We start from the raw sequence: 24,092 nt of genomic DNA on the forward strand, positions 1-24,092 counted from the left end.
CTGTTCGGCCGCAGGCGACCGGGATCGGCGTGGCCTGACATCGCGTCGCCCTCGGTGGCTCGCTCTTGGCGCCGCAAACCCATACCAAAGTATGGGTCTGTGCATCACAATCGCGAGATTGTCGGAGGCACCCACCGAACGCATGCTCGAGGCCGACATGCGCAACCGATCCTGGCGCAGCTACTGGATTTTCCTCAGTTGGGGAGACCGAACATGTGCCTCTCGCGAACAAGCATCGAACGTCACGACAGCAGCCGCCTGGTCAACTGGAGAGCGGCTTGCGCTTCAATCGCCCGTGTTGCGATCGCGTTTCGATGATGATCGCGTCTTGCGAGGGTAAGTCAGGTGAAGGTCCCTTACGTAGGTGTCGTCGATGACGACGAGGCCCTGTGCCTGTCTTTGGTGGATCTGATGCGATCGATCGGCTACCGCTCCGAGCCGTTTGACAGGGCCGAAGCGCTGCTGAGCTACGCCGGCCGGTTCAGCTTCGACTGCATCATTGCCGACGTTCACATGCCTGGAATGGGTGGGCTCAACCTCGTTCGCGAGCTCCAGCAGCAGAAGGTCGGAGCGCCGGTGATTCTCATTACCGCGCTTCCTCACAAGCAGCTGGACGCCGAAGCGGCCTCGATCGGCGCATTCTGCCTTCTCAGAAAGCCGTTCGAAACGAGCGCGCTGCTTGAGTGTCTCGACAGGAGCCTTCGAAGATGAAAGCGCTCTCGGCTGACGACATCACGTCCTCTATGGCGACGCAATCGTCTGGCGGCGACGATCCGGGGCGTGCACGCCCCCGGGGGGATATGGATTCGCCGCGACATGATCGCCGGAGGGCGGCCCGTTGGGAGAGATGGAACGATTGTTCGGAGCGATGGGGCCGGCTTCTGCTTGCGGCGCGAGCAGGGGATGGAGACGCATATGAGCGATTGCTGCGGGAGCTGGATCTGTGGCTTCGGGCTTACTACGCGCGCCGGCTTCCCTATCCCGCCGCCGACGATGCGAGGCAGGAGGTGCTCCTGGCCATTCACGCGAAACGCCACACGTTCGCGGCCTCGAAGCCCTTCGGCGCCTGGGTTACGGCGATTGCCCGCTACAAATGGGTCGATCGCGTGCGCGATGCGTCTCGCTACAGCGCGCTCGCGCTCGACGAAGACATCGCAATCGAGGATCACGAAGGTGCCGCGATCAGCGCTGCTGCGCTGGACCAGCTGCTTGGCCGATTGAAGCCTGCGCAAGAGACCGTGATCCGCCTCGTGAAGCTTAATGGTCTGAGCATCGCGCGAGCGGCCGGTGCGACCGGACAGTCGGCGGCCCTGGTCAAGATCAATATCCATCGCGGCCTGAAGAAATTGTCCACATTGGTATCCTGACGTCATTGCGGCCGCGGGCCGGGCCGACCGAGACGTCGTGCGAAGGAAAGCCGAAATTGCTTCAACTCCAGAACGAAATGCGATCTACGGTGGCCGACCTGACGGCGGCGTTCCGCTATGACATCATGGAAGGGCTGAGCCTCGCGCCAAAGGCAATTCCGGCGAGATGGCTTTATGACCGCCGCGGATCGGCTCTGTTTGAAGCCATCACGCTGCTGCCCGAATACTACCCGACACGAACCGAGCGATCGATCCTTGCGTCCGCAGCATCGGAAATCGCCGCGCTCGCGGGGCCGGGCCGCGCAGTCATAGAATTCGGCTCAGGCTCGTCGGCAAAGACGCGACTGTTGCTGGCAGAGACGGAGCCTTCTGCCTATGTGCCGATCGACATCTCGGGCGAATTCCTCCGGGAGGTTGCGGTAGGCTTGTCGCATGCATTCCCGGGACTGCCGATCTATCCAACCGAGGCCGATTTCACCTATCCCTTTGCGCTGCCGGACGAGATTGCCTCGACTGCGCGCCTCGGCTTCTTTCCGGGGTCGACGATCGGAAACCTCACTGTGCCTGTGGCGGTCGACCTGTTGCGGGCGATGGCGGTGACCCTGGGTGCCGGATCGATGCTGCTGATCGGCATCGACCGTATCAAGGATCAGGATGTTCTGCTGCCAGCATATGACGACGCGCAAGGGCTGACGGCCGCATTCAATCTCAACCTCTTGCACCGGATCAACCGCGAGCTGGGCGGCTCGATTCCCCTGGGCGCGTTTCGCCATTTGGCGCGCTGGAATGATGCGGAGGCGCGTATCGAGATGCATCTGGAAGCCACGCGCGACGTCCGCTTCGAGGTCGACGGTCGCGTCTTCTCGTTGTCGAAGGGCGAGACCATCCACACGGAGAACAGCCTCAAATACGGGCGGAGGGATGCCTTCGTCCTGCTGCAGGCCGGCGGATGGCATCCCGTCGCCGATTGGACTGACGACAGCGGGCTCTTCTCGGTCATTCTCGCGGAGCAAAGGCCCGCGCCGGCGGCACCCTAGGATGAATCGGGGCGCAGACGGAATCATTTCCAACAATATCGCCTCAATCGGCGCAATCCACGAACAGCGAGGCTCGTACACATGCTGCATAATGTGCGCGTCATCACGGCAATCAACTGCGTTGAGGCGCGACCATGCAACTCCGTTCATCCCTCATCCTGAGCTTCGCCGCCATTCCTCTAACCGCCCTGGCAGATCCGCTCCCGGCGCCGTCGCCGAAAGCGCCGAGCCCGGCTGAGACCGTCCAGGTGCAGCCGCGCGGCAATGAATTCATGCCGAATTCAGTCGCCGAGGATGCGTTGCAGAAGCGCATTACCGACTTCAACCGGAAACTGGAAGGTCTGGACGCAGATCTCGACAAGAAGCTGAAAATCTGCCGCGGATGTTGATCGAAATCCGGTTCAGCAAACAGCGATAGGTCTGCACATGAGGCACACTGTCACCGGTTCGTTCCACGACGGCGGAAGCGGGTGCGCGCACTTTGAGCGGATCGCCCCGATCCGGGATGACGAGCTCGAGCTTGTCGTCAGGGAATTGCAGCATCGCATGCGCAATATCCTCAGCATCGTTCTGTGCTTCGTGAACAACACCGATGCGAATACGACCGCCGATTTTCGCGAGGCGCTCTCGGCACGGATCGCGACCCTGTCCGACGCCTACAGGATGATCGAATCCGCGGGAGAGTAGCGCGTGTCTCTCGCGGCGATGCTGGAGCGAACGCTCAAGCCGCACGCGATGTTTCACAGAGGCCGCATTCTGCTCGCGGGGCCGGACCTCACACTGGAGCCGCACATCGCCTTGGCGCTGCACGTCATCATTCACGAGCTGGTTACCAACGCGAGCAAGTACGGCGCGCTGACATCGACGGCAGGAGCCGTCGAGGTGATCTGGGAAAGCCCGCCCTATCTCGGCGGACAAGGTCTTGCGATCCAGTGGCGCGAGCGCGGCGGACCGATTGTGACCAAGCCAGTACGCAAGGGCTTTGGCACGCAACTGATCGCAAGGGCCCTGCCGGGCGCGCAGGTCGATCTCGACTTCGCACCCGACGGCCTTGTCTGCCGGCTTCTGATCGATCTCGGTCAGGCGCTGACCGCGCAAGGGCCTGTCAGTTAGGATCAGGAGGATCGGCACCATGAGTACATTGGCGAGAGCCCAGCGCAAATCGTTCGCAAGCAGGCTGCCGATATCGGGGCTGCTTGCGGGAGACCTCGATTACCACATCGTCCGGGCGTCGATGGTGATCCTGTTCTTCTTCTTCGGCTACCAGAAATGGTGGGCGTACGAGGCGGACCGCCTGGACCCCTTCATCAGCAACGGTCCGCTGATCTGGTGGCTCTATCCCGCGTTCGGCCATCAAGGCGCCAGCTGGTTCCTCGGCGTCGCCGAATGGACCTTTGGTGCTTTGATATTCGCGGGCTTCTGGAGCAAGCGGCTCGGCATTCTGGGCGCCCTTGGATCGACCGGTACCTTCATCGCAACAGTCACGATCATTCCGTTTATGCCGGACGGTTGGGACGCTGCTGCAGGCGGCTTTCCGGCGATGACGGGTAACGTTCCGTTCCTGATGAAGGATGTCGTGCTGCTTGCGGTATCGTTGTATCTGCTGAAGCAAGATGCGGCCCGTGTCCTGAGACCTGAGGCTTGAGATACATGGCAAGGCAGATGCAGATCATGGCCAGCGCGAGAATGGGATAGTGCAACGAGACGGCCGCCGCGGCGAGGAAGCCGAACAGGGTGGTCAAGGATCGCATCCGCATCATCATGCGCGCCTTGTCCGGGATCGCCTCGATCGCCGGCCGGTCGACGGCTTCCCAGCACAGCAGCAGATAGGTCGCGTTCACCAGGGCGAATACGCCGGCGTAGACGGTGACGGGCAGCGGCGCCAGCTTTGAGCTCGCGATCCAGGCTGTCGAGAACGGCAGCAGCGATACGGAAAACAGATGAGCGAAGTTTCCCCAGATCAATCGGGGCGTCGCCGCGCTGGCATAGTGCAGAAGATGGTGATGGTTCACCCAGACGATGGCGATGAAGAGATAGCTGACTGCGTAGCCGATGACGGTCGGCCAGAGTTCGAACAGAGCATTGAGGCTCGGAGCGTGCGGCGGGCGCAGGTCCAGGGCGAGAATTGTAATAACGACTGCAAAAACCGCGTCCGAGAGGGCATTCAGGCGTTTTGTCTTCGGAGAGTCCGCGGTCATCATTCCTGTTTCCTTGCCGATGCAGGCCTGCGCGGCAGTGTCTCGACGCCCCGATCGGGCCTGAACAGCAGGCGAGTCATGCCGACGGCCAGCGGGGCGCACTGCCGCTGCTCCGCACTTTCGTAGACATTCGGAGCAAACGTCGCATCGGTTACAGCTGCTTCGAAAAAAATCGGGGCAATGCGCAACGACGTGCACGGCGCGGGCTCGTGAACCGCGGCTCTCGCGACCAAACTTGGCAACGTTCGCAAGTCCCGTTACATGTTGCGGCGTACTGACGCGCTCTCGTCCCACCCCTCGATACGCAAGCGGCGGGGTGATGCGTCGAGACGTCTGGAAATGATTTTCACGACGAGACATCTCAGTATGAGGCTTGATAACGAGACGCACGAACTCGATCTGGTCGCAAAGGCGTTTCAGATTATCTCGAGAGAAATCAGCTATCAGGGATTGGCCAAGGCTCTCCTCATGGAGGCGCTGAGCTACTCCGGGGCCAGTCGGGGGGCGATCCTGCTCAGCGGGCAAAGAGAGCTGCTTGCCAAGGCCGATGCGAGCTTCCCGCGCGAGAGGGCGAACTTCCTTGCCTCCTTCCCGCCGCACGCCGAATTCCGCCTGCCGAGCGACCTTGCCGAAGAGGTGCTCGATCGAAAGCAAACGGTCGTGAGGCAAGCCGGCGCGGAGAGCTCCGCACTGATCGATCCCGCGAACCCGCCGTCTGGAAAGATAGCGCAGCTGTGCCTGCCGTTGATTCACCAGCACTGGGCGATCGGCGTTCTCTATCTCGAAGCGGATGGAGATGCGGAGATCTTCACGCCGCGATGCGTCTGGGTGACATCCATGCTGGCCAATCAGGCCGCCGTCTCATTCGAATCCGTCCGCCTGTTCGAGGCGCTGCGCGAGACCAATATGTGGATGGTCAGAGGGCAGCAGATCGGCGGGATGGGCAGCTATCGCTGGAACACGCGGACCCTGCTCTCGCGCGGATCGCGCGAATGTTACCGCATCCTGGATATCGACCTGGACGTGAACCCCGTGCCCTTCGAGGTGTTCAGGAGCCGGGTCCATCCCGAGGATTATCCCGCGCTGGAGCAAGACCTCACCGAGGCGATCAGCACGAAGTCGCCATTCACCCACGAGTACCGCGTGATCCACCGGGACGGCAAGACGTTGCATGTCGTCGCCGTTGGGCAATTCGATGAGGGGCCCACGGGAGACCTCGAGCTGGAAGGCATCATCACGGATGTCTCGCAACGGAAGGCGGCGGAGCAGGCTCTCGCCGACGCGCGAAACGAGCTTGCGCGTGCGACGGGTCTGACGTCCCTTGGCGAGCTCGCCGGCTCGATCATTCACGAGATCGACCAGCCGCTGACGGGCATGATCATGAGCGCGGAAGCTTGCCTCCGGTGGCTCGCCCGGGATCCCGTTCAGGCCGCGGAGGCCCGCAAATCGGTCGCACGCATCATCAGACAGGCACGTCGAGCTGCGGAGGTTGTGACCGGGGTCCGCTCTCTCGTGCGGGGCACGCAGGTCCATTTTGCCGAGTTCGATATCAACGATGCGGTTGCGGAGGTTCTGCTTCTGTCGAACAGGGAAATCGAGCGAGCCGGGGTCATCGTCCGTACCGACTTCGATCGATCATCGCCGCGTGTCGAAGCAGACCGTGTTCAGGTCCAGCAGGTCGCCCTCAACCTCGTGCGCAACGCGATCGAGGCCATGGCCGGGGTCGAGGACGGGAACCGCATTTTGGCCCTCTCTTCGGGGGTCGCCGATGGTATGATTTCCGTGGCAATCGCGGATACGGGGGGCGGCATCAGCCCGGCTGATAGAGAGCGGGTCTTCGAGACGCTCTACACGACGAAGGGAGCGGGACTCGGTCTGGGACTGTCGATCTGCCGCAAGATAGTGAAACTCCACGGAGGACAGCTATGGGTGGAAGAAAACGGGAGGTGCGGAGCGAAGTTCACCTTCGCTCTCCCGCTTCGCCAGGCGGTTCAGACGTCGGAAAGCCGGTAGACATGCCTCCTTCCGGCGTTGTTCATATCGTCGACGATGACCGCGCGGTTCGCGAGTCCCTTGGCGATCTGCTCGAGTCCCTGCACTACAAGGTCGCCCTGTACGGATCAGCCTCGGATTTCCTCAAGGTCGAACTGTCGGATGCCCCTGCGTGCCTGGTGCTCGATGTCAGATTGCCCGGCACGAGTGGCTTGGAGCTGCAGGAGTACCTGACGAAAATCAATGTCGGAATCCCGGTGATCCTGATGACCGCCTTTGGCGACATTCCCATGTCGGTAAGAGGCATGAAGCTGGGGGCGGTCGATTTTCTCACCAAGCCGATACGGGATCAGGACCTTCTCGATGCGATCACGGCCGCGATCCGAAAGGACATCGATCGGCGCGACGACAGCGCGCACCTGACGCAGTTGCAGGAGAAGTTTGCACTCCTGACCACGCGCGAGCGGCAAGTGATGACGCTGGTGGCATCCGGTCTGATGAACAAGCAGGTCGCCAGCGAGCTCTCGATCAGCGAAGCGACAGTCAAGATGCATCGTGGCAGCGTGATGCGGAAGCTCGGGGCAAAAACCGCGGCAATGCTCGTCCGAATGGCAGAAGCGCTCCAACTCCAGGGCTGAAGCTTCGGGACTGGCATCTCGTGCTGAATCATCTCGGCGCCTTCAATGCACGCGACCCATACCTAAGTATGGGCCGGAACAGCACAAGCGTGAGATTGTCCGCGGGGGCGATGAAAAGCATGTTGCCCCTGTGCGGTGCTGTCAGCCGGCGTTGGCAGCGCGTCTTGACCGGAGAGGTAACGTCACGTGCAGCTTGCGGCTTCAACGCCCGTATCCAGGCGACCAGGGCATCTCCTCCGTGCAGAAATTCGTTGACGATTGGACGCGGCCATCCGGAGCACAGAACAGGGCGACGACGATGGGGATGTACGTATCAAATTCGAGTGAGAGCACGCCACGGATGGCGGTCTCCGCTTCGCCAATCCGGCCGGTGGACGAGACGCTGTCTTCTAGGCCGTCCGACGCAGCGCTTCATCCGACGGTCAGCATAACGCCTTCCGAGCCGGTGAAGCGCCTTGGGATAGGCTGGCGCTGGTGGTTTTCGGAGAGCGTTCACCTCCCGGTCGGCAACAGGATTGAATTTCGCTTTCAGGGGTCGAGACATCTCCTGGCGTTGTACAACGAGGGAGCGCGGAAAAGCGGTGAGACCTCCATCGATGGCCTCTGCTCGTCGAAGCTGCGCGGCTCCGAGCACAGGCTGACCTTTGTCCCGGCGGGACGCGCCTATCGGGAATGGCATGAGACTGCCTCGTCTGCGCAGGTGACCTTCCTCTACTTCGATCCCGCCGCGCTTCACAAGTCCGACGACAGCGCGGCCGGGCTCGCGCCGAGAATATACTTCGAGGATCCGCTGGTCTGGGAAACCGCCTCCAAATTGAAGAAGGCGATCGAGAGCGCCGAGACGAATTGCGCGCCCTACCTCGAAGCGCTCTGCGGCGTGCTCGCCCACGAGCTTTCCAGGTCTGATCACGATGTTGTTCGCGAACCGGCAGCGGTCAGTCGTGGAGGTCTCGCGGGTTGGCAGAAGCGTGTCGTGGTCGAGTACGTCGAGGGGCATCTGGGAGAACAGGTCTGCCTCCTCAAGCTCGCCGAGCTCGTCAGGCTCAGCGTTCACCACTTCTGCCGCGCTTTCAAGAAGTCGTTCGGAATCCCGGCCTACCAGTATCAGGTGCAGCGACGCATGGAGTTCGCCAAGCTGCGGCTGGCGGATCGCGCGGTATCGATTACGGACATCGCACTCAGCCTGGGCTATGCGCAAACGAGCTCCTTCAGCTCCGCCTTTCGCAAAGCGACGGGTTGGACTCCTACGGACTATCGCAGGGGGTTCGAATGAATAGATCCGAGGCACGATAGATCGGGCAGAGCAGGCGACAGGCAGCCTCGTACGGGCAGAAATCCCCGGGAAGTCTGTAACCGGATCGCCCCGAGCCACGAAATGTCCAGGTGAGACCGCCTCGGATCGGCTGCCATCGGAACATCGATTTCACCGGGCGCAACAGGTGTCGAGGGAGGGACCGCAGATGACGAGCATTCGATACCGCAAGGCGGACGTGGACGGACTGAACGTATTTTACCGGGAGGCTGGCCGGGCTGACGCGCCCGCCTTGCTGCTGCTGCACGGATTTCCGACGGCCGGCCACATGTTCCGCGAGTTGATCCCGGCACTCTCGGATCGCTTCCGACTGGTGGCGCCGGATCTGCCCGGGTTCGGCCAGTCCGACATGCCGGCTCGCGAAAGCTTTGCATATACGTTTGCCGCGTTGGCGCAGGTGATCGAACGGTTCACAGAAGTCATCGGACTCGCCCGTTTCTCGCTCTACGTCTTCGACTATGGCGCGCCGACGGGCTTTCGGATGGCTCTTCGGCATCCCGAGCGCATCGTTTCCATCATCTCGCAGAATGGCAATGCCTATGAGGAGGGATTGAGCGATGGCTGGAGCCCGATCCGGGCTTACTGGCAAGATGCATCGCAAGCGAATCGGGCGGTGCTGCGATCATTCCTTTCGCCGGAGACGACGGTCTGGCAATACACCTACGGGGTGCCTGACACCTCCCTGATCTCCCCTGATGGCTTCACGCTGGACAACCATTATCTCGAGCGCCCAGGCGCGGACGAGATCCAGCTCGATCTCTTCGGCGACTACAGGACCAACGTCGCCATGTATCCGGAATTCCAGGCCTACTTCCGCAAGCACAAGCCGCCCTTCCTGGCGGTCTGGGGCAAGAACGATCCCTTTTTCCTGCCGGCGGGCGCGACGGCGTTTCAGCGCGACATGCCGGGCGCCGAAGTGCGCTTCTTCGACACAGGGCACTTTGCGCTCGAGACTCACGCGCGGGAGATCGCAGCTTCGATCGGTGATTTTCTTGGCCAGCTGAATTCGAATGGGTAACCGCCGCTTCCCTCGCCGCGAGAAACGTCGGGAGAGCCATCATGCGCGCCATCGTTCTTGAAAAATTCGGTGGCTTGGACAGCCTCGTCTATCGAGACGTTCCGGAGCCGGAGCCGCAGCTCGGTCATGCCGTCATCGAGGTCAAGGGATTCCGCAAGTCGTGCCCGGGCGGAGAATTTCCGGTGGGCGCCAAGGTGGCCGCATTGATGGGCGGTCTCGGTCGAACCATCAACGGCAGCTACGCCGAATACACGCGTGCGCCGGTCTCGAACGTCGCATCGATCGATGCGGATTTGCCCTGGGCCGAGCTCGCAGCGATCCCCGAAACCTTCGCGACGGCATGGACCTGTCTCTTCCGAAATCTCGATCTCGCGAAAGGTCAGGTTCTCGTCATTCGCGGAGCGACGTCCTCGTTCGGTCAGGCCGCACTCAAGCTTGCGGTCAATGCCGGCGCGCGGGTCATCGCGACGACGCGCAGCCGGGAACGCTTTGCCCTGCTGGAGAAGCTCGGAGCCGCGCGCTGCGAAATCGAACGGCGCGATCTCTCGAAGCATCTGCCCGAGGCGAAGCAGGTCGACGCAGTCTTGGACCTCGTCGGCAACAGCGTCGTGCTCGACACTCTCGCCATGCTTCGCCGCGGCGGCCGCTCCTGTCTCGCCGGCTGGCTCGGCGGGCTTGATCCGATTCCGGATTTCAACCCGCTGCTGCAGATGCCGAGCGGCGTCTACCTGACCTTCTTCGGCAGCTTCGTGTTCGGCACGCCCGGGTTCCCGCTCTCCGACGTGCCGCTGCGGGAAATCGCCGCCGATGCGGCGGCCGGCCGGCTGGACGTCAAGCCGGCGCGGGTCTTTCGCTTCGACGAGATTCGCGAGGCGCATCGCGTCATGGAGGCGAACGAGGCAGTCGGAAAGATGGTCGTTGTTCGCGACTGATATTTGCAAGCTTGGTATTCGGGAGGGTTCATATGTCGAAATCAGTCGCCATCGTGACGGGGGCGAGCCAGGGAATCGGCCGGGCGACCGCGGTACGCCTGGCGCGCGATTTCTCGGCGCTTGCCCTGGTCGCGCGAAACCGCGCCAATCTCGAGGACACCGCAAGGGCGGTCCGGGCCGCCGGCGCCGGGGTGCTGGTGATCGATGCCGATCTGGCCGAACCTCGTGCCGCTCAATCTGTCGTCGACCAGACCTTGGCGGCGTTCGGCCGGATCGATGCCCTGCTCAATATCGCAGGCGCGGTACCTCAGGTCGATCTGTTCGAGACGACGGAAGCACAGTGGGACGCCGGACTGGCGTTGAAGCTGCATGGCGCCCGGCGGCTCACGATCGCCGCCTGGCCGTCGCTCATGGCCGCGCAGGGGGCGGTGGTGTTGATGTCGGGAAACTCGGCCTCTTTCCCCAAGGCGCCCTATGCCGCGGTCGGCACCATCAACGCTGCAATCGTCGCCTTGGCAAAGGCGTTCTCCGACAAGGGAATCAGCGATGGCGTCCAGGTCAACAGCGTCCTGCCGGGGCCGGTGATGACGGGCCGCCGCCGCTCCTACCTCGAGCACTGGGCGCCCCTGCACAACATGACCGTCGAGGAAGCCACGGCGAAGTTTCCCAAGGACGCCGGGATCGCGCGTTACGGTGAGCCGGAAGAGATTGCCGAGTTGATGGCGTTCCTCGTATCGCCCGGCGCGCGCTGGATGACCGGCTCGGCATTGCGGATGGACGGCGGCGAGGTGAAATCGATATAATCGGTTTTCACCCGAAGGCCGTCCGCGGAAGTGGCCCACTTGCAAAAGCGTTCGATGCGCGCAAGCATGGAGTAAGGGCTCTTTCGCTCTTCGCGAGCGCTGAGGAATAGCGGCAAAACCGTCATGCAGTTTGACACCAAGATCGCGGTCGTGGTCCGCACCGACCTTGAGCCGTGGCAGAAGCTGAACGTGGCCTCTTTCCTCGCCAGCGGGATCGCGGCGGCTTTTCCGGCCTGCATCGGCGACCCCTACGAAGACGGCTCCGGGACGAAATATCTGCCGTTGATCGGCCAGCCCATCCTGATCTATGGCGCCGACCGCGCGGCGCTATCTCGCGCGCTCGATCGCGCACTGACGCGCGGAGTGACGCCGGGGCTCTATACCGAGGACATGTTCAGGACCGCTCACGACGCCGCCAACCGCGAGGTCGTGAAGGCCGTTTCCCGCACAGACCTGAATCTGGTTGGAATTTCGATGCGCGCCGAGCGCAAGGTGATCGACAAGATCGTCGACGGGTTGAAATTTCACGGCTGACGCTTCCCGATCTGCCCCGGCCGTCCTTTTCAGTCTTCGCCAGATCTGGCTCTGAGGAGCTCGTCGCGGCGCCTGATCAGAATCTCGAGCCGCGCGGCCTGATCGTCAATTCGCTGGCCGACGAGCTCTTCGCTCATCGCGGCGACATGTGAGGCCGACTGTTCAATCAGCTCGCGAAGCTTCGCCGCCGTGGCGGCAATCTGGCGCTCGATTTCAGCGAGGTGGATGTCTTCACCGTGCATGGCGGGTCTTTGATTTCGGGGCTTGGCGGGCGATCGGGCGCGGCATTCAGAAGTACAGGTGCCGGGCACCGTGCATTTCAAGGACACATCCCCTCTGAGTGCGCGTCGCCTTCATCAGATCGCTTCCGCAATCGGCGCATTTGACGAGCGCCTCCAGCGGCCCGCCGTCGACGGCGAGAGAGCCAAGGCAGGACACGGTGTTGCATGCCGCGCACCGGATCTTCGTCAGGGTGATGTCAAAGGCAAAGGCTTCTTGAAGCAAATGTGTGCCGGGGTCACCGCCAAGAATGAGGTCGGCGATGTTGTCTGCCATGGCGATCATGCTCCTGTTGGCCCGAAACGCTCGGTTCTTATGGCGAGAGGGTCGAAGCCGAGCTTCACGAGCATGCTCGAGATGCCCTCGACAAACCCGGTGGGACCGCAAATGAAGAACGTGGGATTCTGCTCGCGCGTAAAGCTGTTCTCTGCGAGCAGCGCCTCGTTGACCCGTCCCCGATGTCCGTTCCAGTCGCTCGGATGCTCGCGGGTGAGCGCATAGACCAGGCGGAGGTCGCGATCGCCGCGAGCCATCGTAGCGAGTTCATCCCGATACACGATTTCGGCAAGGCTGCGTGCCGAATAGATCAATGATGCCGGTATGCGTGCGAGCGACCTCCTGCGGTGGCGCAACATGGCCATCAAAGGCGTAATCCCGGTACCGCCCGCGACCAGGCAAATCGGTCCACCGCGCGTTTGACTCCAGATGAAATGCAGCCCAATGGGCCCCCGAAATTCGAGAGCATCACCAACCTGCAATTCGTCGAGGAGATAGGACGACACCTCACCGTCCTCGACCCGTTCCACGGTGAGAGCGAGCAGCTTTTCTTCCGGAGGCGATGCGATCGAGTAACTTCGTTCGGCCTGATAGCCGTCATCGGCGGTGAGACGGATGTCGACGTGCTGGCCGGGCCAGTGCCCGGACCAGTTGGCCGGCTGCAGGATGATGCTCTTCACCCGGCTTGTCTCAGTCACGATGGCCTGCACGCGACCGGTCTGCCACGCGATGCTGGGCTGCTGCAGAGGCGCATCAGTCGCCGTCATAGCGCTGCTCCCGCCAGGGATCGCCATAATTGTGATAACCACGCGATTCCCAGAACCCGGGCTCGTCCTTGGGCATGAAGCGGAGCCTTCGCAGCCACTTTGCGCTCTTCCAGAAGTAGAGATGCGGCACCAGGAGTCGCGCGGGGCCGCCGTGCGCCGGGGCGAGCGGCAGGCCCTCATAGCGGGTCGCGATCATCGCCTTTCCCGCGACCAGGTCGGTCACCGGAAGGTTCGTCGTGTATCCGCCGTCGCAATGCGCCATGACATAGGCGTTCGGCGGCTCGCTCAGCCCGACCACCTTGAGAAGGTCGTCGAAGCTGACGCCCTGCCAGACCGTGCTGAGCTTGGTCCATTTGGTGACGCAGTGAATGTCGACCGCGATCGTGGTCTGGGGCAGTGCCTCGAATTCGTCCCAGGTCCATTTCCCCAGCAACGATCCGCCGAGTTGAAGCGCAATCTTCCAGTCGGCGACACGGATATCCGGCGTGGGTCCGGCGGACAGCACCGGGAAGTCGGTCGTCAGATACTGACCCGGCGGCAGCCGGGCGGCTTCGGGTGCCTGTCGCCTGGATTTGAAGCCGCGAGAAACGGGAGGTCGGTCCATGGAAGCGTGCCCTTGTGCGGTGACGCGCGGGATGTGCCAACGCGCGTCGGCGTAACCTGCAGCCCACGTCAGCGCACATGAACCCTGATCGATGCCTTGTCGATGGCCGTCGCGGTGAATGCATCAAGATTGCGAAAGACGAAGCAATCACGGCTGCGCAGGCAAGAACTGTTTCAATGTCAAATGCGGCTTCGTCCTGAAGTGGTTCAGAAGGAGGAGACGATGTCGAGCGTGAGCCGGTCCTTGCATTCCGACGAACTCGCTTACCTCACCGCGCACGAACTGGCAGCTCGCATCCGGCGACGTGATCTGTCGCCGGTTGACGTGGTCGATGCGTTCATCCGGCGCATCGAAGCGCGCAACCCGAGCCTGAATGCGCTGGTTTATCTCGATTTCGACGGCGCCCGCACGAGGGCGAAAGAGGCCGAGCGCGCGTTGGTCGCAGGCGAGTCGTGGGGCCCACTGCACGGCATTCCGTCGGCGCTCAAGGATCTGTTCGACTTCAAGCCGGGCTGGCCTGCGAGCCTGGGCGGCATCCGCGCGCTCAAGCACCACGTCGTGAACGGTTACTGCGTGTTCTGCGAGCGCATGGAGAAGCGTGGGGGGGCCGTGTTCCTCGGCAAGACCAACAGCCCTCTCATGGGATTCCGGGGCACCTGCGACAACTACCTGTTTGGTCCCACGCGCAACCCGTTCAATCTTGCCAAGAACACGGGCGGCTCATCCGGAGGAAGCGCCGCGGCGGTCGCCGATGGACTGCTACCCATTGCAGAAGGCACGGATGCCGGCGGCTCGATACGAATCCCATCGGCCTGGTGTGGGGTCTATGGCTACAAGGCGTCGTTCGGACGCGTGCCGTTCCTCGTGCGTCCCAACGCGTTCGGCGTGGCCGACTCTCCGTTCCTGTTCGAAGGGCCCATCACGCGGACGGTCGAAGATGCCGCAATTGCGTTGAACGTACTTGCCGGCCCTGATCCGCGAGATCCCTTCAGCCTGATCGAGCCGCCCGTCGACTTCACCGCGGCGACCCGTCGTTCGATCCGTGGCCTCAAGATTGCCTATAGTCCGGATCTGGACGTCTTTCCGGTCGACGGAAAAGTCGCGGCGACGGTCCGCCGCGCGGTACAGGCGTTCGAGGAAGCCGGCGCTCATGTGGAGGAAGTGAAGCTCGGCATCGTTCGCTCGCAACGGGAGCTGAGCGACGTCTGGTCGCGTCTCTACATGCTTCTGAACCTGCAGGCGATCGAGAACATGAAGCGCGACGGCATCGATCTGTTCGGCAAGCATCGCGACGACTTTCCGCCTGAATACATGGATTGGGTCGAGAAGACCAATCGCGTGTCGGGGCTCGATTTCTTCCGCGACCAGGCTGTCCGGTCGGAGGTCTACGATGCCTTCCAGAACGTCCTTGAAAGATTCGATCTATTGGTCACGCCGACCGTCGCGTGCCCGCCGGTCGACAACGCCAGCGACGGCAACACGGCTGGGCCGAAGTCGATCAATGGTGTCGAGATAGATCCTCTGATCGGATGGGCCCTGACCTACTTCGTCAACTTTACGGGCCATCCGGCAGCCTCAATTCCAGCAGGTCTGTCCGACGGGCTTCCGGTCGGGATGCAGATCATAGGTCGGCGAAACGCCGACTTCGACGTGCTGGCGGCGAGCGCGGCTTTCGAGCGGCTTCGTCCCTGGCAGGACAACTACCGGATCTGCCGCGAGCGCCCCCTGAGAACAGCCCCGCTTTCAGACCTCACCCGCTGACCTTGCACCCTCTCGGTCGCTTCCATGGCCGTCCGCGCCGCGATCGCGGCGCCGATTGGGGCCGCGCGTCCTGCTTCCGCAGCGTCAACCTCTTCACCGATCGCAGGTTCGGCACGGAATGCATCAAGATGGCCAAAGCGGAAGCAATCCCCAGCGCGCAGGATCCTCCGCGACTGGCTAAGTCATCTCTCGACAGGTCAATTGTGCCGGCGCCTCGCGCGTTCGGCCGCAGTCGCGGGAGAAGACAATGCGCGTGGGAGTCCAGGCAGCAGCGGCGGTCATCGTAGGCAGTGCGGTCGCAACGATTCTGTTCTTCGGATCGCTTAGGGATAGCAATGCCCAGAGCAATACGCGCTATCTGCCGGAATACACCGCGGACGGGCAGTTGCTCCTGCCGAAGAATTTCCACGAGTGGGTCTATGTCGGCTCGCCGCTGACGCCGAACGCCCTCAACGGCGGACAGGCGAACTTCCCGGAATTCCACAACGTCTATATCGAGCCGGGCTCGTACGCGATCTACAAGAAGACCAGCGAATTCCCCGAAGGGACGATCCTGTTCAAGGAGCTGCAGCTGACGTTGCCGCAGGAGAACGCCGACGGCTCGCGAACGGAAGCGTCGGGACGGGGCTACTTCCCGGGCAAGTGGAACGGCGCCGACGTGACCGTCAAGGATTCGAAGCGCTTCGCCGACACCAACGGGTGGGGCTATTTCAACTTCAATCACCACGAACCGAAGGCGCCGACGGCCAAGGTGAAGTCGAAGGACGAGTGCGCCTACTGCCATATCGCCAACGCCAAGAAGGATGAGGTCTGGACCCAGTTCTATCCGCTGCTGGACAACAAGGACGCGCGGTGACCGCGTAATCGGCGGAAGATCGGCATGAAAATCCTCAAAGCCGCCTGTGTCGCCGTCGTCGTGATCCTCGGGATCGCGGCCGCGGTCAGGCAGTCACAGCTGCCGGCGAACGCGGCGGATGGCGTTTCGACCGGTGCGAGTGTCGCCGACCGCGACGGGCATCTGCACGTGCCCGATGACTATCGTACGACCTATCAGCTCCTCGGAAGCTGGGCGATTGCGGCAGACGACACTCACGGCTCGAAGGAGCTTCACGTCGTGTACGCCTCGCCCGGAGTGATCGACGCCTATCGGAAGGACAAGCGCTTCCCGGACGGTGCGGTGCTGGTCAAGGAAGTGTTCAAGGCGGCAACCTCTGAAATGACGACCGGTACCGTCAGCCGCGCCGATGCTTTGAAGGGATGGTTCGTCATGGTGAAGGACACCGCGAACCGTCACCCGGAGAGCGCGTTGTGGGGCGACGGCTGGGGATGGTCCTGGTTCGACGCGGGCGATCACTCGAAAACGACGACGACGAATTACAGGGCGCAATGCCAGGCGTGCCATGTACCCGTGCGGGCGTCCGACTGGGTTTACGTCGATGGATACCCTCCGCTGAAGCCATAGCAATGGTGCAGGTCACCGAAAGTCATTCGATTTACCAAAGCCAATCATCAAAGGAGCGAGAGATGGCTAAAGAAGCGACGGCGAGCGAGATGGGAATGTCGAAGGGGCAGACTGGCCATCTCTATATCCAGACCAATGAGATCGATAACGCCATTATTCACTACACGCGGCAGGCGGACGGCAAGCTGGCCGAGGTCGCGCGTATCAAGACGGGCGGCGCCGGCTCCGGTGAATTCAAGCCGATCAGCGGCCAGGACAGCGCGCCCAACTCTTACGAGGGTGCAGGAAGCGTCATCATTACATCCGATCGGCGCTTTCTGTTTGCGACCAATGGCGGAGACAATTCCGTTTCGAGCTTCCGCCTGGAGAGCGACGGTCGTCTCACGCTGCTCGACGTGAAGTCGACCGGCAACCCGGTCGAGGGCAGGAGTGGCACGGCCAAATCGCTGGCTTTCGCTCCGTCGACGCGCACCCTCTTCGTGCTGCACGCGTTCGGACCGGATCATCTTCGGCTGATGTCGGTCGATGCCGAAGGCATGCTCAAGACGCGGCCCGAGCGATACACGGTGAATACGTACAGCAAGCGGAACCGTGTCTCCACCATGGTCGTGGTCTCGCCCAACGAGGAGCTCGTGCTTGTCGGCACCACTTTCGATGAGCCGATCGCGCTCACCGGCTTGTATCCCGACGGCTCGCCGATTCTCTGGGTCCAGCGCGCCGGCGGCGCGTTGCACTCGATTGCGTCGAATGCACCGGATCCGGACGGCCTTGCCGTGTTCGCCCTGCAAAAGGACGGCTCGCTCGGCACGGCCAGGTTCTACGATGCGAAGGGCGGTTCTCCGTTCTACATCGCGTTCCTGAATCAGCGTCCGAATACGTTCGTGATCGGCTATGCCGTCGGCGACGGATGCTCCATCTGCACCATCGAGAAGAACGGCTCGATCAAGATCGGCCCGCTCGTCAAGATCGACACCAGCGCGGGCCTGCCGTCCGAGCTGTGCTGGCTGGCCGTCGCTCCCGATGATCGCACGATCTACGCAACGAACTTCGGCTACAGCAACATCAGCAGCTACCGCATCAATGGTGGCGGCCTGGAGATTGCGTGCGATCCGGCGTGCCCGAAGGTTCCCGGCGACGGCACCGCGAGGGGATTGAACGGGACCGTGACGAGCGGTCCCAGCGATAGCTGGATCTCGCCGGACGGCGCCTATCTCTATCAGATCTACGGCAACGCCTCGAAGCTGGTCAGCTACAGCACCCAGCCGGACGGTTCGCTGAAGGAGATCGGCAGCGTCAAGATCCCGTACAACGGCTCCCAGGGTCTTGCGGGTTTCTGATCCCGGTTTCGCGACATGAGGTCCGGGCGTGGTCGGCATTGCCGTTCCACGCCCGGCCTCTCCCTCGCCGATATGCGAGACACACACGGTCAATCATGAGCCCCGAGACGGATGTTTGAAGCAATTCACGAGCGCTCTCGCGGGACATCCGCGGCTCATCCCGGCCAACCGGGAGAAGGGCAGAGCGCCACGGAAAAATTCGATCTGCAGCGCGCTGCCGGGGAAGCTCGCGTGGTGTTCTCCGGCGCCGCAAACGGCACGGAGATCATCAACGTCTATCAGAAGTTTCCGATGGCCGTTGCCTTCCCGAATGTCGACGATCGTCGGCGCAAGGAGGCGGTCCTCATCAATACCTCGGGCGGTGTCGCAGGCGGCGACGAGATCAGGATCGAGGTGGTCGCTCAAGGGAATGCGTCGGTCGCGGTGACCACGCAGGCCGCGGAGAAGGTCTATCGGGCGCTGGATCGGCCTGCGCGAATCCGGACGCGGTTAAGGGCTGAGGGAAATGCCCGGCTTGCGTGGCTTCCGCAAGAGACGATCGTCTTCAACCAGGCGCGCATCGCGCGGCAGACCGAGATCGATGTGAACTCGGGTACCGAATTGATTGCCCTCGAGTGGCTGGTTCTTGGCCGCATCGAAAGCGGCGAGGAGGTTCTTGCCGGACATATCCTGGACAGTTGGCGCGTCAGGGTCGACGGCCGTCTGGTGTGGGCGGATGGCTTCCTCGCCTCAGACCAGGCGCTCCCGCAGCTTCGGAAGACGGCGCTGCTCTCGAACTGGAAGGCGATCGCGACAATGATCTATTTCGGTCCGGGTCTCGAGGCCCGGCTCGAGAGATTGCGCGAGATCGGTGCTTCGCTGGAATGCGCGTGCGGCGTCACGATCGTGGGCGCGATCATCGTGGTCCGGGTCGCCGCGATTGCAAGCGTGGACCTCAGGCGAGGTCTGCGCCGCTTCCTCGATCAACTCGACCATGAGCTCGGATCCGGTCCCTTCGGAGTGCCGAAGATGTGGTCCTGTTAGCAGCGCGGCCAGGTGGGAGGAGCATCTTGAATCTGACGCCACGGGAACGAGACAAGCTGATGATAGCCCTCGCCGCGATCGTTGCGCGCGGCCGGCTCGCGCGAGGCGTCAAGCTGAATTATCCCGAAAGCATCGCATTGATTTCGGATGCCATCATGGAAGGCGCCCGCGACGGACGATCGGTCGCGGATCTGATGTCCGAAGGTGGCCGGCTGCTGCGCCGCGACCAGGTCATGGAGGGCATCCCGGAAATGATCCGCGAGATCCAGGTCGAGGCAACGTTTCCGGACGGGACCAAGCTTGTCCCGGTGCACAACCCGATCCGATAGGAGCCGATGATGCGCATCATCCCGATTTGCGTCGCTGCGTTGAGCCTGCTTGCGGCGCCGGCCTTCGCTCATCCCATTCCGGGCGCGGGCAGTTCGTTCGACGCCGGTCTCGTCCATCCGTTCAGCGGCGCCGATCATCTGATTGCGGTCACGTTGGTGGGAACGTGGAGCGCGCTCGTGGGCGGATCCGCGAGAGCCGTGTGGCCGCTGACCTTTCTGATCGCGATGCTGGGCGGCTTCGCCGCGGCAAGCGCAGGACTTGAGCTGGGATTTGTGGAGGCGGCGATCAGCCTCTCGGTGGTGGCGCTGGCAGCGTTCGTTGCGTTCGAATTCAGGATGCCCGTCATGCTGGGCGCGGCGGCCGTCGGCCTGTTCGCGTTCTTCCATGGTCACGCCCACGGAACTGAAGCCGCCGCGATGCTTGTCCCCTATGTGATCGGCTTCACGACGGCGACCGCCGCTCTTCTCCTGACCGGCATGGTCATCGGGTTCTCAGGAGGAAACGCGACCAGACGAAGCTTGCTTCGCGCGGCGGGCGTATGCGCTGGCCTTGTCGGGCTGCTGCTGCTTGGAGGCGTGGCATGATTCCCGGGGAGGTCATTCCGGCTGACGGCGACATCGTCCTGAACGGGGACCGGACCGGACCATCGATTGCCGTAGCCAACACCGGCGACCGGCCGGTCCAGGTGGGCAGCCATTATCACTTCGCCGAAGTGAACGCCGTACTCGCGTTCGATCGATCCCTTGCCCGTGGGTGCCGCCTCGATATCCCGGCCGGGACGGCCGTGCGATTCGAGCCGGGTCAGTCGCGCGAGGTCTCATTGATCCCGTTTGCCGGAGCGCGGCGCATCTACGGCTTCAGCGGCGGCGTGATGGGACCTCTGGAATCAGGAAACGATGCGTCCGGCGCCAACGAATAAGGTCAGGAAGACATGTCCCACACGATGAGCCGCGCTGCCTATGCGCAGATGTTCGGCCCCACGGTCGGCGACAGGGTGCGCCTGGCGGATACTGACCTGTTCATCGAGCCCGAGAGGGACCTCACCATCTATGGCGAGGAGGTCAAGTTCGGCGGCGGCAAGGTCATTCGCGACGGCATGGGACAATCGCAGCTCACGCGCGCGCAGGGCGCGGTCGATACGGTCATTACCAATGCGCTGATCCTCGATCACTGGGGAATCGTCAAGGCCGACATCGCGATCAGGGACGGGCTCATTGCCGCCATCGGCAAGGCGGGCAATCCCGACGTACAGCCGGGTGTATCGATCATCATTGGGCCGGGGACGGAAATCATCGCGGGCGAGGGCAAGATCATCACCGCCGGCGGAATGGATACGCACATTCATTTCATCTGCCCTCAGCAGATCGACGAGGCGCTTTTCTCGGGCGTCACGACCATGATGGGTGGCGGCACCGGACCTGCCGCTGGGACGACGGCGACGACCTGTACGCCGGGGCCATGGCACATCCATCGGATGCTCGAGGCGCTGGATGGGTTCCCGATGAACTTCGGCATTTTCGGCAAGGGCAATGCGAGCCTACCCGCGGGCCTGGTCGAGCAGATCGAAGCCGGCGCGTGTGGCCTGAAGCTGCACGAGGACTGGGGCGCAACGCCCGCATCGATCGACTGCTGCCTCTCTGTCGCGGACGACATGGACGTGCAAGTCATGATCCACACCGATTCCCTGAACGAAGGCGGGTTCGTCGAGCGCACGATCGCCGCGTTCAAGGGCAGGACGATCCATGCGGCCCATACGGAAGGGGCCGGCGGCGGGCACGCGCCTGATATCATCAAGGTCTGCGGCGAGAGCAACGTCATTCCGGCCTCGACAAATCCGACGCGTCCCTACACCGCGAACACGCTCGACGAAGCACTCGACATGCTGATGGTGACCCACCATCTGGACCGTCGCATTCCGGAGGATGTCGCCTTCGCGGAAAGCCGCATCCGAAAGGAGACGATTGCCGCAGAGGATATCCTGCACGATCTCGGCGCGTTCTCGATCGTGTCGTCGGATAGCCAGGCGATGGGGCGCGTCGGCGAGGTGATCACGCGGACGTGGCAGACCGCCGACAAGATGAAGAAGCAGTTCGGGCGGTTGCCGGAGGAGACCGGGCAGAACGATAATTTCAGGGCGCGGCGCTACGTCGCAAAATACACGATCAATCCGGCCATCGTGCAGGGAATGTCACGCCATGTCGGTTCGGTCGAGGTCGGGAAGCTCGCGGACATCGTCGTCTGGGATCCGGCGTTCTTCGGGATCAAGCCCGACATGGTCTTGAAATCCGGCATGATCGTCGCCGCGATCATGGGCGACCCCAATGCGTCGATACCGACGCCTCAGCCGGAATATTACCGGCCGATGTTCGGTGCCTTCGGCCGTTCTCCCGGCAGAAATTCTGTGACCTTCGTCAGTCAGGCCTCGCTCGAAACGACGAGACAATTGGGCCTGGCCAAGCAACTCCTGCCGGTCTCGAACACGCGATCGATCGGCAAGCATTCCATGATCCTCAACGACGCGCTGCCCCGCATGGAGGTCGATGCCGAAACCTACGAGGTGCGGGCCGACGGACGGCTGCTCACGTGTCCGCCGGTGAATGTGGTCCCGATGGCGCAGCGCTATTTCATGTACTGACGCGTTGCCGGCATGGTGGTGCGATGACAGACCAGAGTTATGGACATACGGCGCTGGCGTTCCTGAGGCTGCAGAGCTGGCTCTCGCCGTCGTTCCCGAACGGGGCCTACAGCTACTCGCACGGACTGGAGTGGGCGGTGGAGGCCGGCTATGTCTCCGATCGGCGCAGCCTGATCGATTGGCTCGAGGCCGACCTTTGCTACGGCTCGGGCCGGAACGAAGCCATCTTCTTCAGCGAAGCCTACCGATGCGTGGCCGAGGGCGCCGAGGACCAGCTCCCGGATCTGGCCGAACTCGCAGCCGCTTCCCGCGGCACATCCGAATTCGTGCTCGAATCCGCCCAGCAATCGTCTGCGTGCCTTACGACCCTTCGCAGTGTCTGGCCGGATCGAATTCTGGACATCTTCTCAGATCCGAAATGTCCGCCGGTGCTGGCCGTCCTGCTCGGAGCGCGAGCGGCGCGCGAGCGGATTGCCGTCGACATCGCGCTGCCGGCATTCCTGCACAGCTATGTCGCCAATCTGGTGAGCGCGGGCGTGCGATTGGTGCCTCTCGGTCAGACCGACGGTCAGCTTGCCATCGCGGCGCTCGAGCTGCCGATCCTGTCGCGCAGTGAAGTCGCAAGCCGTGAGACGGTCGACGATCTCGGTTCGGCGGGCCTGATGGTTGAGCTCGCGTCCATCGCACACGAGCTCCAATATACGAGGTTGTTTCGGTCATGAAGACGATTGAACACGAGAGCAGGTCTCTCCGCACACCCGGCATTGCGGCAACCAACGGGCCGCTGCGCGTCGGAATCGGCGGTCCGGTCGGTTCCGGAAAGACGGCGCTGGTCGAGGCGCTGTGCAAGCACCTGCGCGATTTCTATGAGATCTACGTCATCACCAACGACATCTACACCAAGGAGGATCAGCTCATTCTGACCCGCGCGCAGGCATTGGCGGCGGAGCGCATCATGGGGGTGGAGACGGGTGGCTGTCCGCATACGGCCATACGGGAGGACGCCTCGATGAACCTGGCGGCGATCCACGACATGAACCTGAAGTTTCCGGACGCGGAGCTTTGCTTCGTCGAGTCGGGTGGCGACAATCTCGCCGCCACCTTCAGCCCGGAGCTTGCGGACCTGACCGTCTACGTCATCGACGTCGCCGCCGGAGAGAAGATCCCGCGCAAGGGAGGGCCGGGGATCATGCGATCCGATCTGCTGGTGATCAACAAGATCGATCTGGCTCCCATGGTGGGCGCGAATCTGGAGATCATGGAAGCGGACGCGCGGCGGATGCGAGGCGCGCGACCGTTCATCTTCTCCAATCTGAAGAGTGGCCAAGGTGTCGATGAGATTGCGGGCTTCATTCTGCAGAAGGGCGGGTTGTCCGCCGCGGCGCTGTCTGGAGGTGCCGATCGATGACGGATGATGACCAGGAGTTTGCCGGCGATCTGGCCAGGCTGCGCCGCAGCATCGACAATCTGGATGCGGCGATGGTGCACCTGCTCGCAGAGCGCTTTCGCTGTACGGACGCGATCGGAGAGCTCAAGGCCAGGCATGGACTGGAATCCCGGGATCCCAGACGTGAAGCGGGGCAATTGAAACGGCTTCGCATCCTCGCCGCACAGAGCGGGCTCGATCCGGATTTTACCCGGAAGCTGCATGCCCTGGTCGTTCGAGAAGTCATCACCAATCATGAGGCGGTGAAGTTCGAGTCGGGAGCCGGCTAGAGCGACGAATATCATCGCAAGCCTGCTCCGGCGAAACGAGGTCCAGCCGAGAGCCGCCATCCCTGGGAGCC

Annotated in this window: 30 protein-coding genes and 1 pseudogene; 26 read left to right on the forward strand and 5 right to left on the reverse strand. The window is 62.7% G+C overall.

Translation table 11 applies throughout. The features are described from left to right. Positions 1-345 precede the first annotated feature (345 nt). The 7 genes from ACVJ5M_RS08050 (at position 346) to ACVJ5M_RS08080 (ending at position 4,049) form a co-directional block, all read left to right on the forward strand. Entirely contained in the window at positions 346-711 is a 366-nt protein-coding gene (locus ACVJ5M_RS08050) for a response regulator transcription factor (protein WP_063980875.1), read from the forward strand. A 212-nt stretch (positions 712-923) separates the two neighbouring features. After that, the gene (locus ACVJ5M_RS08055; protein WP_231143841.1) at positions 924-1,367 is read left to right on the forward strand and encodes a sigma-70 family RNA polymerase sigma factor; all 444 of its coding nucleotides are present in this window, start codon (positions 924-926) and stop codon (positions 1,365-1,367) included. Between the two features lie 56 nt (positions 1,368-1,423). Further along, a complete protein-coding gene (egtD, locus tag ACVJ5M_RS08060) occupies positions 1,424-2,404 on the forward strand; it encodes an L-histidine N(alpha)-methyltransferase (RefSeq protein ID WP_354097739.1) in 981 nt (326 codons plus the stop codon). Between the two features lie 134 nt (positions 2,405-2,538). After that, on the forward strand, positions 2,539-2,793 hold the full coding sequence (locus ACVJ5M_RS08065; RefSeq protein ID WP_063980878.1) for a hypothetical protein: 255 nt from the start codon (positions 2,539-2,541) through the stop codon (positions 2,791-2,793). Positions 2,794-2,830: 37 nt separating this feature from the next. Then, positions 2,831-3,091, forward strand: a complete 261-nt coding sequence (locus ACVJ5M_RS08070) for an HWE histidine kinase domain-containing protein (protein WP_456679277.1) — start codon at positions 2,831-2,833, stop codon at positions 3,089-3,091. A gap of 3 nt (positions 3,092-3,094) precedes the next feature. Next, positions 3,095-3,517, forward strand: a complete 423-nt coding sequence (locus ACVJ5M_RS08075) for a hypothetical protein (RefSeq protein ID WP_456679278.1) — start codon at positions 3,095-3,097, stop codon at positions 3,515-3,517. 19 nt (positions 3,518-3,536) lie between these two features. Further along, positions 3,537-4,049 carry a YkgB family protein gene (locus ACVJ5M_RS08080; RefSeq protein ID WP_084794953.1) on the forward strand — a complete coding sequence of 171 codons (513 nt, stop codon included), beginning with the start codon at positions 3,537-3,539 and terminating at the stop codon, positions 4,047-4,049. Between the two features lie 283 nt (positions 4,050-4,332). Here the strand turns inward: ACVJ5M_RS08080 and ACVJ5M_RS08085 are convergent. After that, positions 4,333-4,962, reverse strand: a pseudogene (locus ACVJ5M_RS08085) (TMEM175 family protein); the annotation flags it as partial. A 6-nt stretch (positions 4,963-4,968) separates the two neighbouring features. On the opposite strand from ACVJ5M_RS08085, the gene ACVJ5M_RS08090 reads away from it, so the two are divergent. The 7 genes from ACVJ5M_RS08090 to ACVJ5M_RS08120 all read left to right on the forward strand — a co-directional run bounded on the left by ACVJ5M_RS08090 (position 4,969) and on the right by ACVJ5M_RS08120 (position 11,831). Then, positions 4,969-6,615, forward strand: a complete 1,647-nt coding sequence (locus ACVJ5M_RS08090; protein WP_063980881.1) for an ATP-binding protein — start codon at positions 4,969-4,971, stop codon at positions 6,613-6,615. A gap of 2 nt (positions 6,616-6,617) precedes the next feature. Then, on the forward strand, positions 6,618-7,232 hold the full coding sequence (locus ACVJ5M_RS08095; RefSeq protein WP_063980882.1) for a response regulator transcription factor: 615 nt from the start codon (positions 6,618-6,620) through the stop codon (positions 7,230-7,232). Between the two features lie 370 nt (positions 7,233-7,602). Then, entirely contained in the window at positions 7,603-8,505 is a 903-nt protein-coding gene (locus tag ACVJ5M_RS08100) for a helix-turn-helix transcriptional regulator (protein ID WP_231143842.1), read from the forward strand. Positions 8,506-8,692: 187 nt separating this feature from the next. Next, positions 8,693-9,562 carry an alpha/beta fold hydrolase gene (locus tag ACVJ5M_RS08105; protein WP_063980883.1) on the forward strand — a complete coding sequence of 290 codons (870 nt, stop codon included), beginning with the start codon at positions 8,693-8,695 and terminating at the stop codon, positions 9,560-9,562. A 41-nt stretch (positions 9,563-9,603) separates the two neighbouring features. Further along, the gene (locus ACVJ5M_RS08110; RefSeq protein ID WP_354099843.1) at positions 9,604-10,494 is read left to right on the forward strand and encodes a zinc-binding dehydrogenase; all 891 of its coding nucleotides are present in this window, start codon (positions 9,604-9,606) and stop codon (positions 10,492-10,494) included. Positions 10,495-10,526: 32 nt separating this feature from the next. After that, positions 10,527-11,297 (forward strand): SDR family oxidoreductase, encoded by a 771-nt coding sequence (locus ACVJ5M_RS08115; RefSeq protein ID WP_063980885.1) that lies wholly within the window; start codon positions 10,527-10,529, stop codon positions 11,295-11,297. Between the two features lie 123 nt (positions 11,298-11,420). Further along, positions 11,421-11,831, forward strand: a complete 411-nt coding sequence (locus tag ACVJ5M_RS08120) for a DUF2000 family protein (RefSeq protein WP_063980886.1) — start codon at positions 11,421-11,423, stop codon at positions 11,829-11,831. 29 nt (positions 11,832-11,860) lie between these two features. Here the strand turns inward: ACVJ5M_RS08120 and ACVJ5M_RS08125 are convergent, their stop codons facing one another. From ACVJ5M_RS08125 to ACVJ5M_RS08140, 4 genes are read right to left on the reverse strand one after another with little or no spacing between them, the layout of a single operon-like run. Next, complete coding sequence (locus ACVJ5M_RS08125) at positions 11,861-12,154, reverse strand: hypothetical protein (RefSeq protein ID WP_187387914.1); 294 nt, start codon at positions 12,152-12,154, stop codon at positions 11,861-11,863. Then, positions 12,120-12,386 (reverse strand): DUF6510 family protein, encoded by a 267-nt coding sequence (locus ACVJ5M_RS08130; protein ID WP_224517587.1) that lies wholly within the window; start codon positions 12,384-12,386, stop codon positions 12,120-12,122. Before ACVJ5M_RS08130 ends, ACVJ5M_RS08125 begins: the two co-directional genes overlap by 35 nt. 5 nt (positions 12,387-12,391) lie before the next feature. After that, positions 12,392-13,153, reverse strand: coding sequence for a ferredoxin reductase (locus ACVJ5M_RS08135; RefSeq protein ID WP_063980889.1), 762 nt, complete (start codon positions 13,151-13,153; stop codon positions 12,392-12,394). After that, positions 13,140-13,757 (reverse strand): sulfite oxidase-like oxidoreductase, encoded by a 618-nt coding sequence (locus tag ACVJ5M_RS08140; RefSeq protein WP_063980890.1) that lies wholly within the window; start codon positions 13,755-13,757, stop codon positions 13,140-13,142. The genes ACVJ5M_RS08135 and ACVJ5M_RS08140 overlap by 14 nt, the downstream gene beginning before the upstream one ends. A 222-nt stretch (positions 13,758-13,979) precedes the next feature. Between ACVJ5M_RS08140 and ACVJ5M_RS08145 the strand changes: the two genes are divergently transcribed. The 12 genes from ACVJ5M_RS08145 to ACVJ5M_RS08200 all read left to right on the forward strand — a co-directional run bounded on the left by ACVJ5M_RS08145 (position 13,980) and on the right by ACVJ5M_RS08200 (position 24,021). Next, complete coding sequence (locus ACVJ5M_RS08145; protein WP_063986067.1) at positions 13,980-15,518, forward strand: amidase; 1,539 nt, start codon at positions 13,980-13,982, stop codon at positions 15,516-15,518. Positions 15,519-15,765: 247 nt separating this feature from the next. After that, positions 15,766-16,374 (forward strand): cytochrome P460 family protein, encoded by a 609-nt coding sequence (locus ACVJ5M_RS08150; protein ID WP_063980891.1) that lies wholly within the window; start codon positions 15,766-15,768, stop codon positions 16,372-16,374. A gap of 24 nt (positions 16,375-16,398) precedes the next feature. Next, the gene (locus ACVJ5M_RS08155) at positions 16,399-16,980 is read left to right on the forward strand and encodes a cytochrome P460 family protein (RefSeq protein ID WP_063980892.1); all 582 of its coding nucleotides are present in this window, start codon (positions 16,399-16,401) and stop codon (positions 16,978-16,980) included. A gap of 62 nt (positions 16,981-17,042) precedes the next feature. Beyond that, positions 17,043-18,317 (forward strand): beta-propeller fold lactonase family protein, encoded by a 1,275-nt coding sequence (locus tag ACVJ5M_RS08160; RefSeq protein ID WP_063980893.1) that lies wholly within the window; start codon positions 17,043-17,045, stop codon positions 18,315-18,317. Positions 18,318-18,548: 231 nt separating this feature from the next. Next, entirely contained in the window at positions 18,549-19,340 is a 792-nt protein-coding gene (locus ACVJ5M_RS08165) for an urease accessory protein UreD (RefSeq protein ID WP_084794955.1), read from the forward strand. Positions 19,341-19,366: 26 nt separating this feature from the next. Continuing rightward, positions 19,367-19,669, forward strand: a complete 303-nt coding sequence (locus ACVJ5M_RS08170) for an urease subunit gamma (protein ID WP_028148889.1) — start codon at positions 19,367-19,369, stop codon at positions 19,667-19,669. 6 nt (positions 19,670-19,675) lie between these two features. Continuing rightward, complete coding sequence (locus ACVJ5M_RS08175; protein WP_063980894.1) at positions 19,676-20,254, forward strand: HupE/UreJ family protein; 579 nt, start codon at positions 19,676-19,678, stop codon at positions 20,252-20,254. After that, complete coding sequence (locus ACVJ5M_RS08180) at positions 20,251-20,589, forward strand: urease subunit beta (protein ID WP_063980895.1); 339 nt, start codon at positions 20,251-20,253, stop codon at positions 20,587-20,589. Before ACVJ5M_RS08175 ends, ACVJ5M_RS08180 begins: the two co-directional genes overlap by 4 nt. A gap of 12 nt (positions 20,590-20,601) precedes the next feature. Continuing rightward, positions 20,602-22,305: an urease subunit alpha gene (ureC, locus tag ACVJ5M_RS08185; RefSeq protein ID WP_231143845.1), complete on the forward strand. Its 1,704-nt coding sequence runs from the start codon at positions 20,602-20,604 to the stop codon at positions 22,303-22,305. Positions 22,306-22,328: 23 nt separating this feature from the next. Next, positions 22,329-23,027, forward strand: coding sequence for an urease accessory protein UreF (locus ACVJ5M_RS08190; RefSeq protein ID WP_063980897.1), 699 nt, complete (start codon positions 22,329-22,331; stop codon positions 23,025-23,027). Beyond that, positions 23,024-23,713: an urease accessory protein UreG gene (ureG, locus tag ACVJ5M_RS08195; RefSeq protein ID WP_063980898.1), complete on the forward strand. Its 690-nt coding sequence runs from the start codon at positions 23,024-23,026 to the stop codon at positions 23,711-23,713. The genes ACVJ5M_RS08190 and ureG overlap by 4 nt, the downstream gene beginning before the upstream one ends. Then, a complete protein-coding gene (locus ACVJ5M_RS08200; protein ID WP_354099844.1) occupies positions 23,710-24,021 on the forward strand; it encodes a chorismate mutase in 312 nt (103 codons plus the stop codon). Before ureG ends, ACVJ5M_RS08200 begins: the two co-directional genes overlap by 4 nt. Positions 24,022-24,092: the final 71 nt, after the last annotated feature.

This window comes from Bradyrhizobium sp. S3.7.6 (assembly GCF_054061875.1).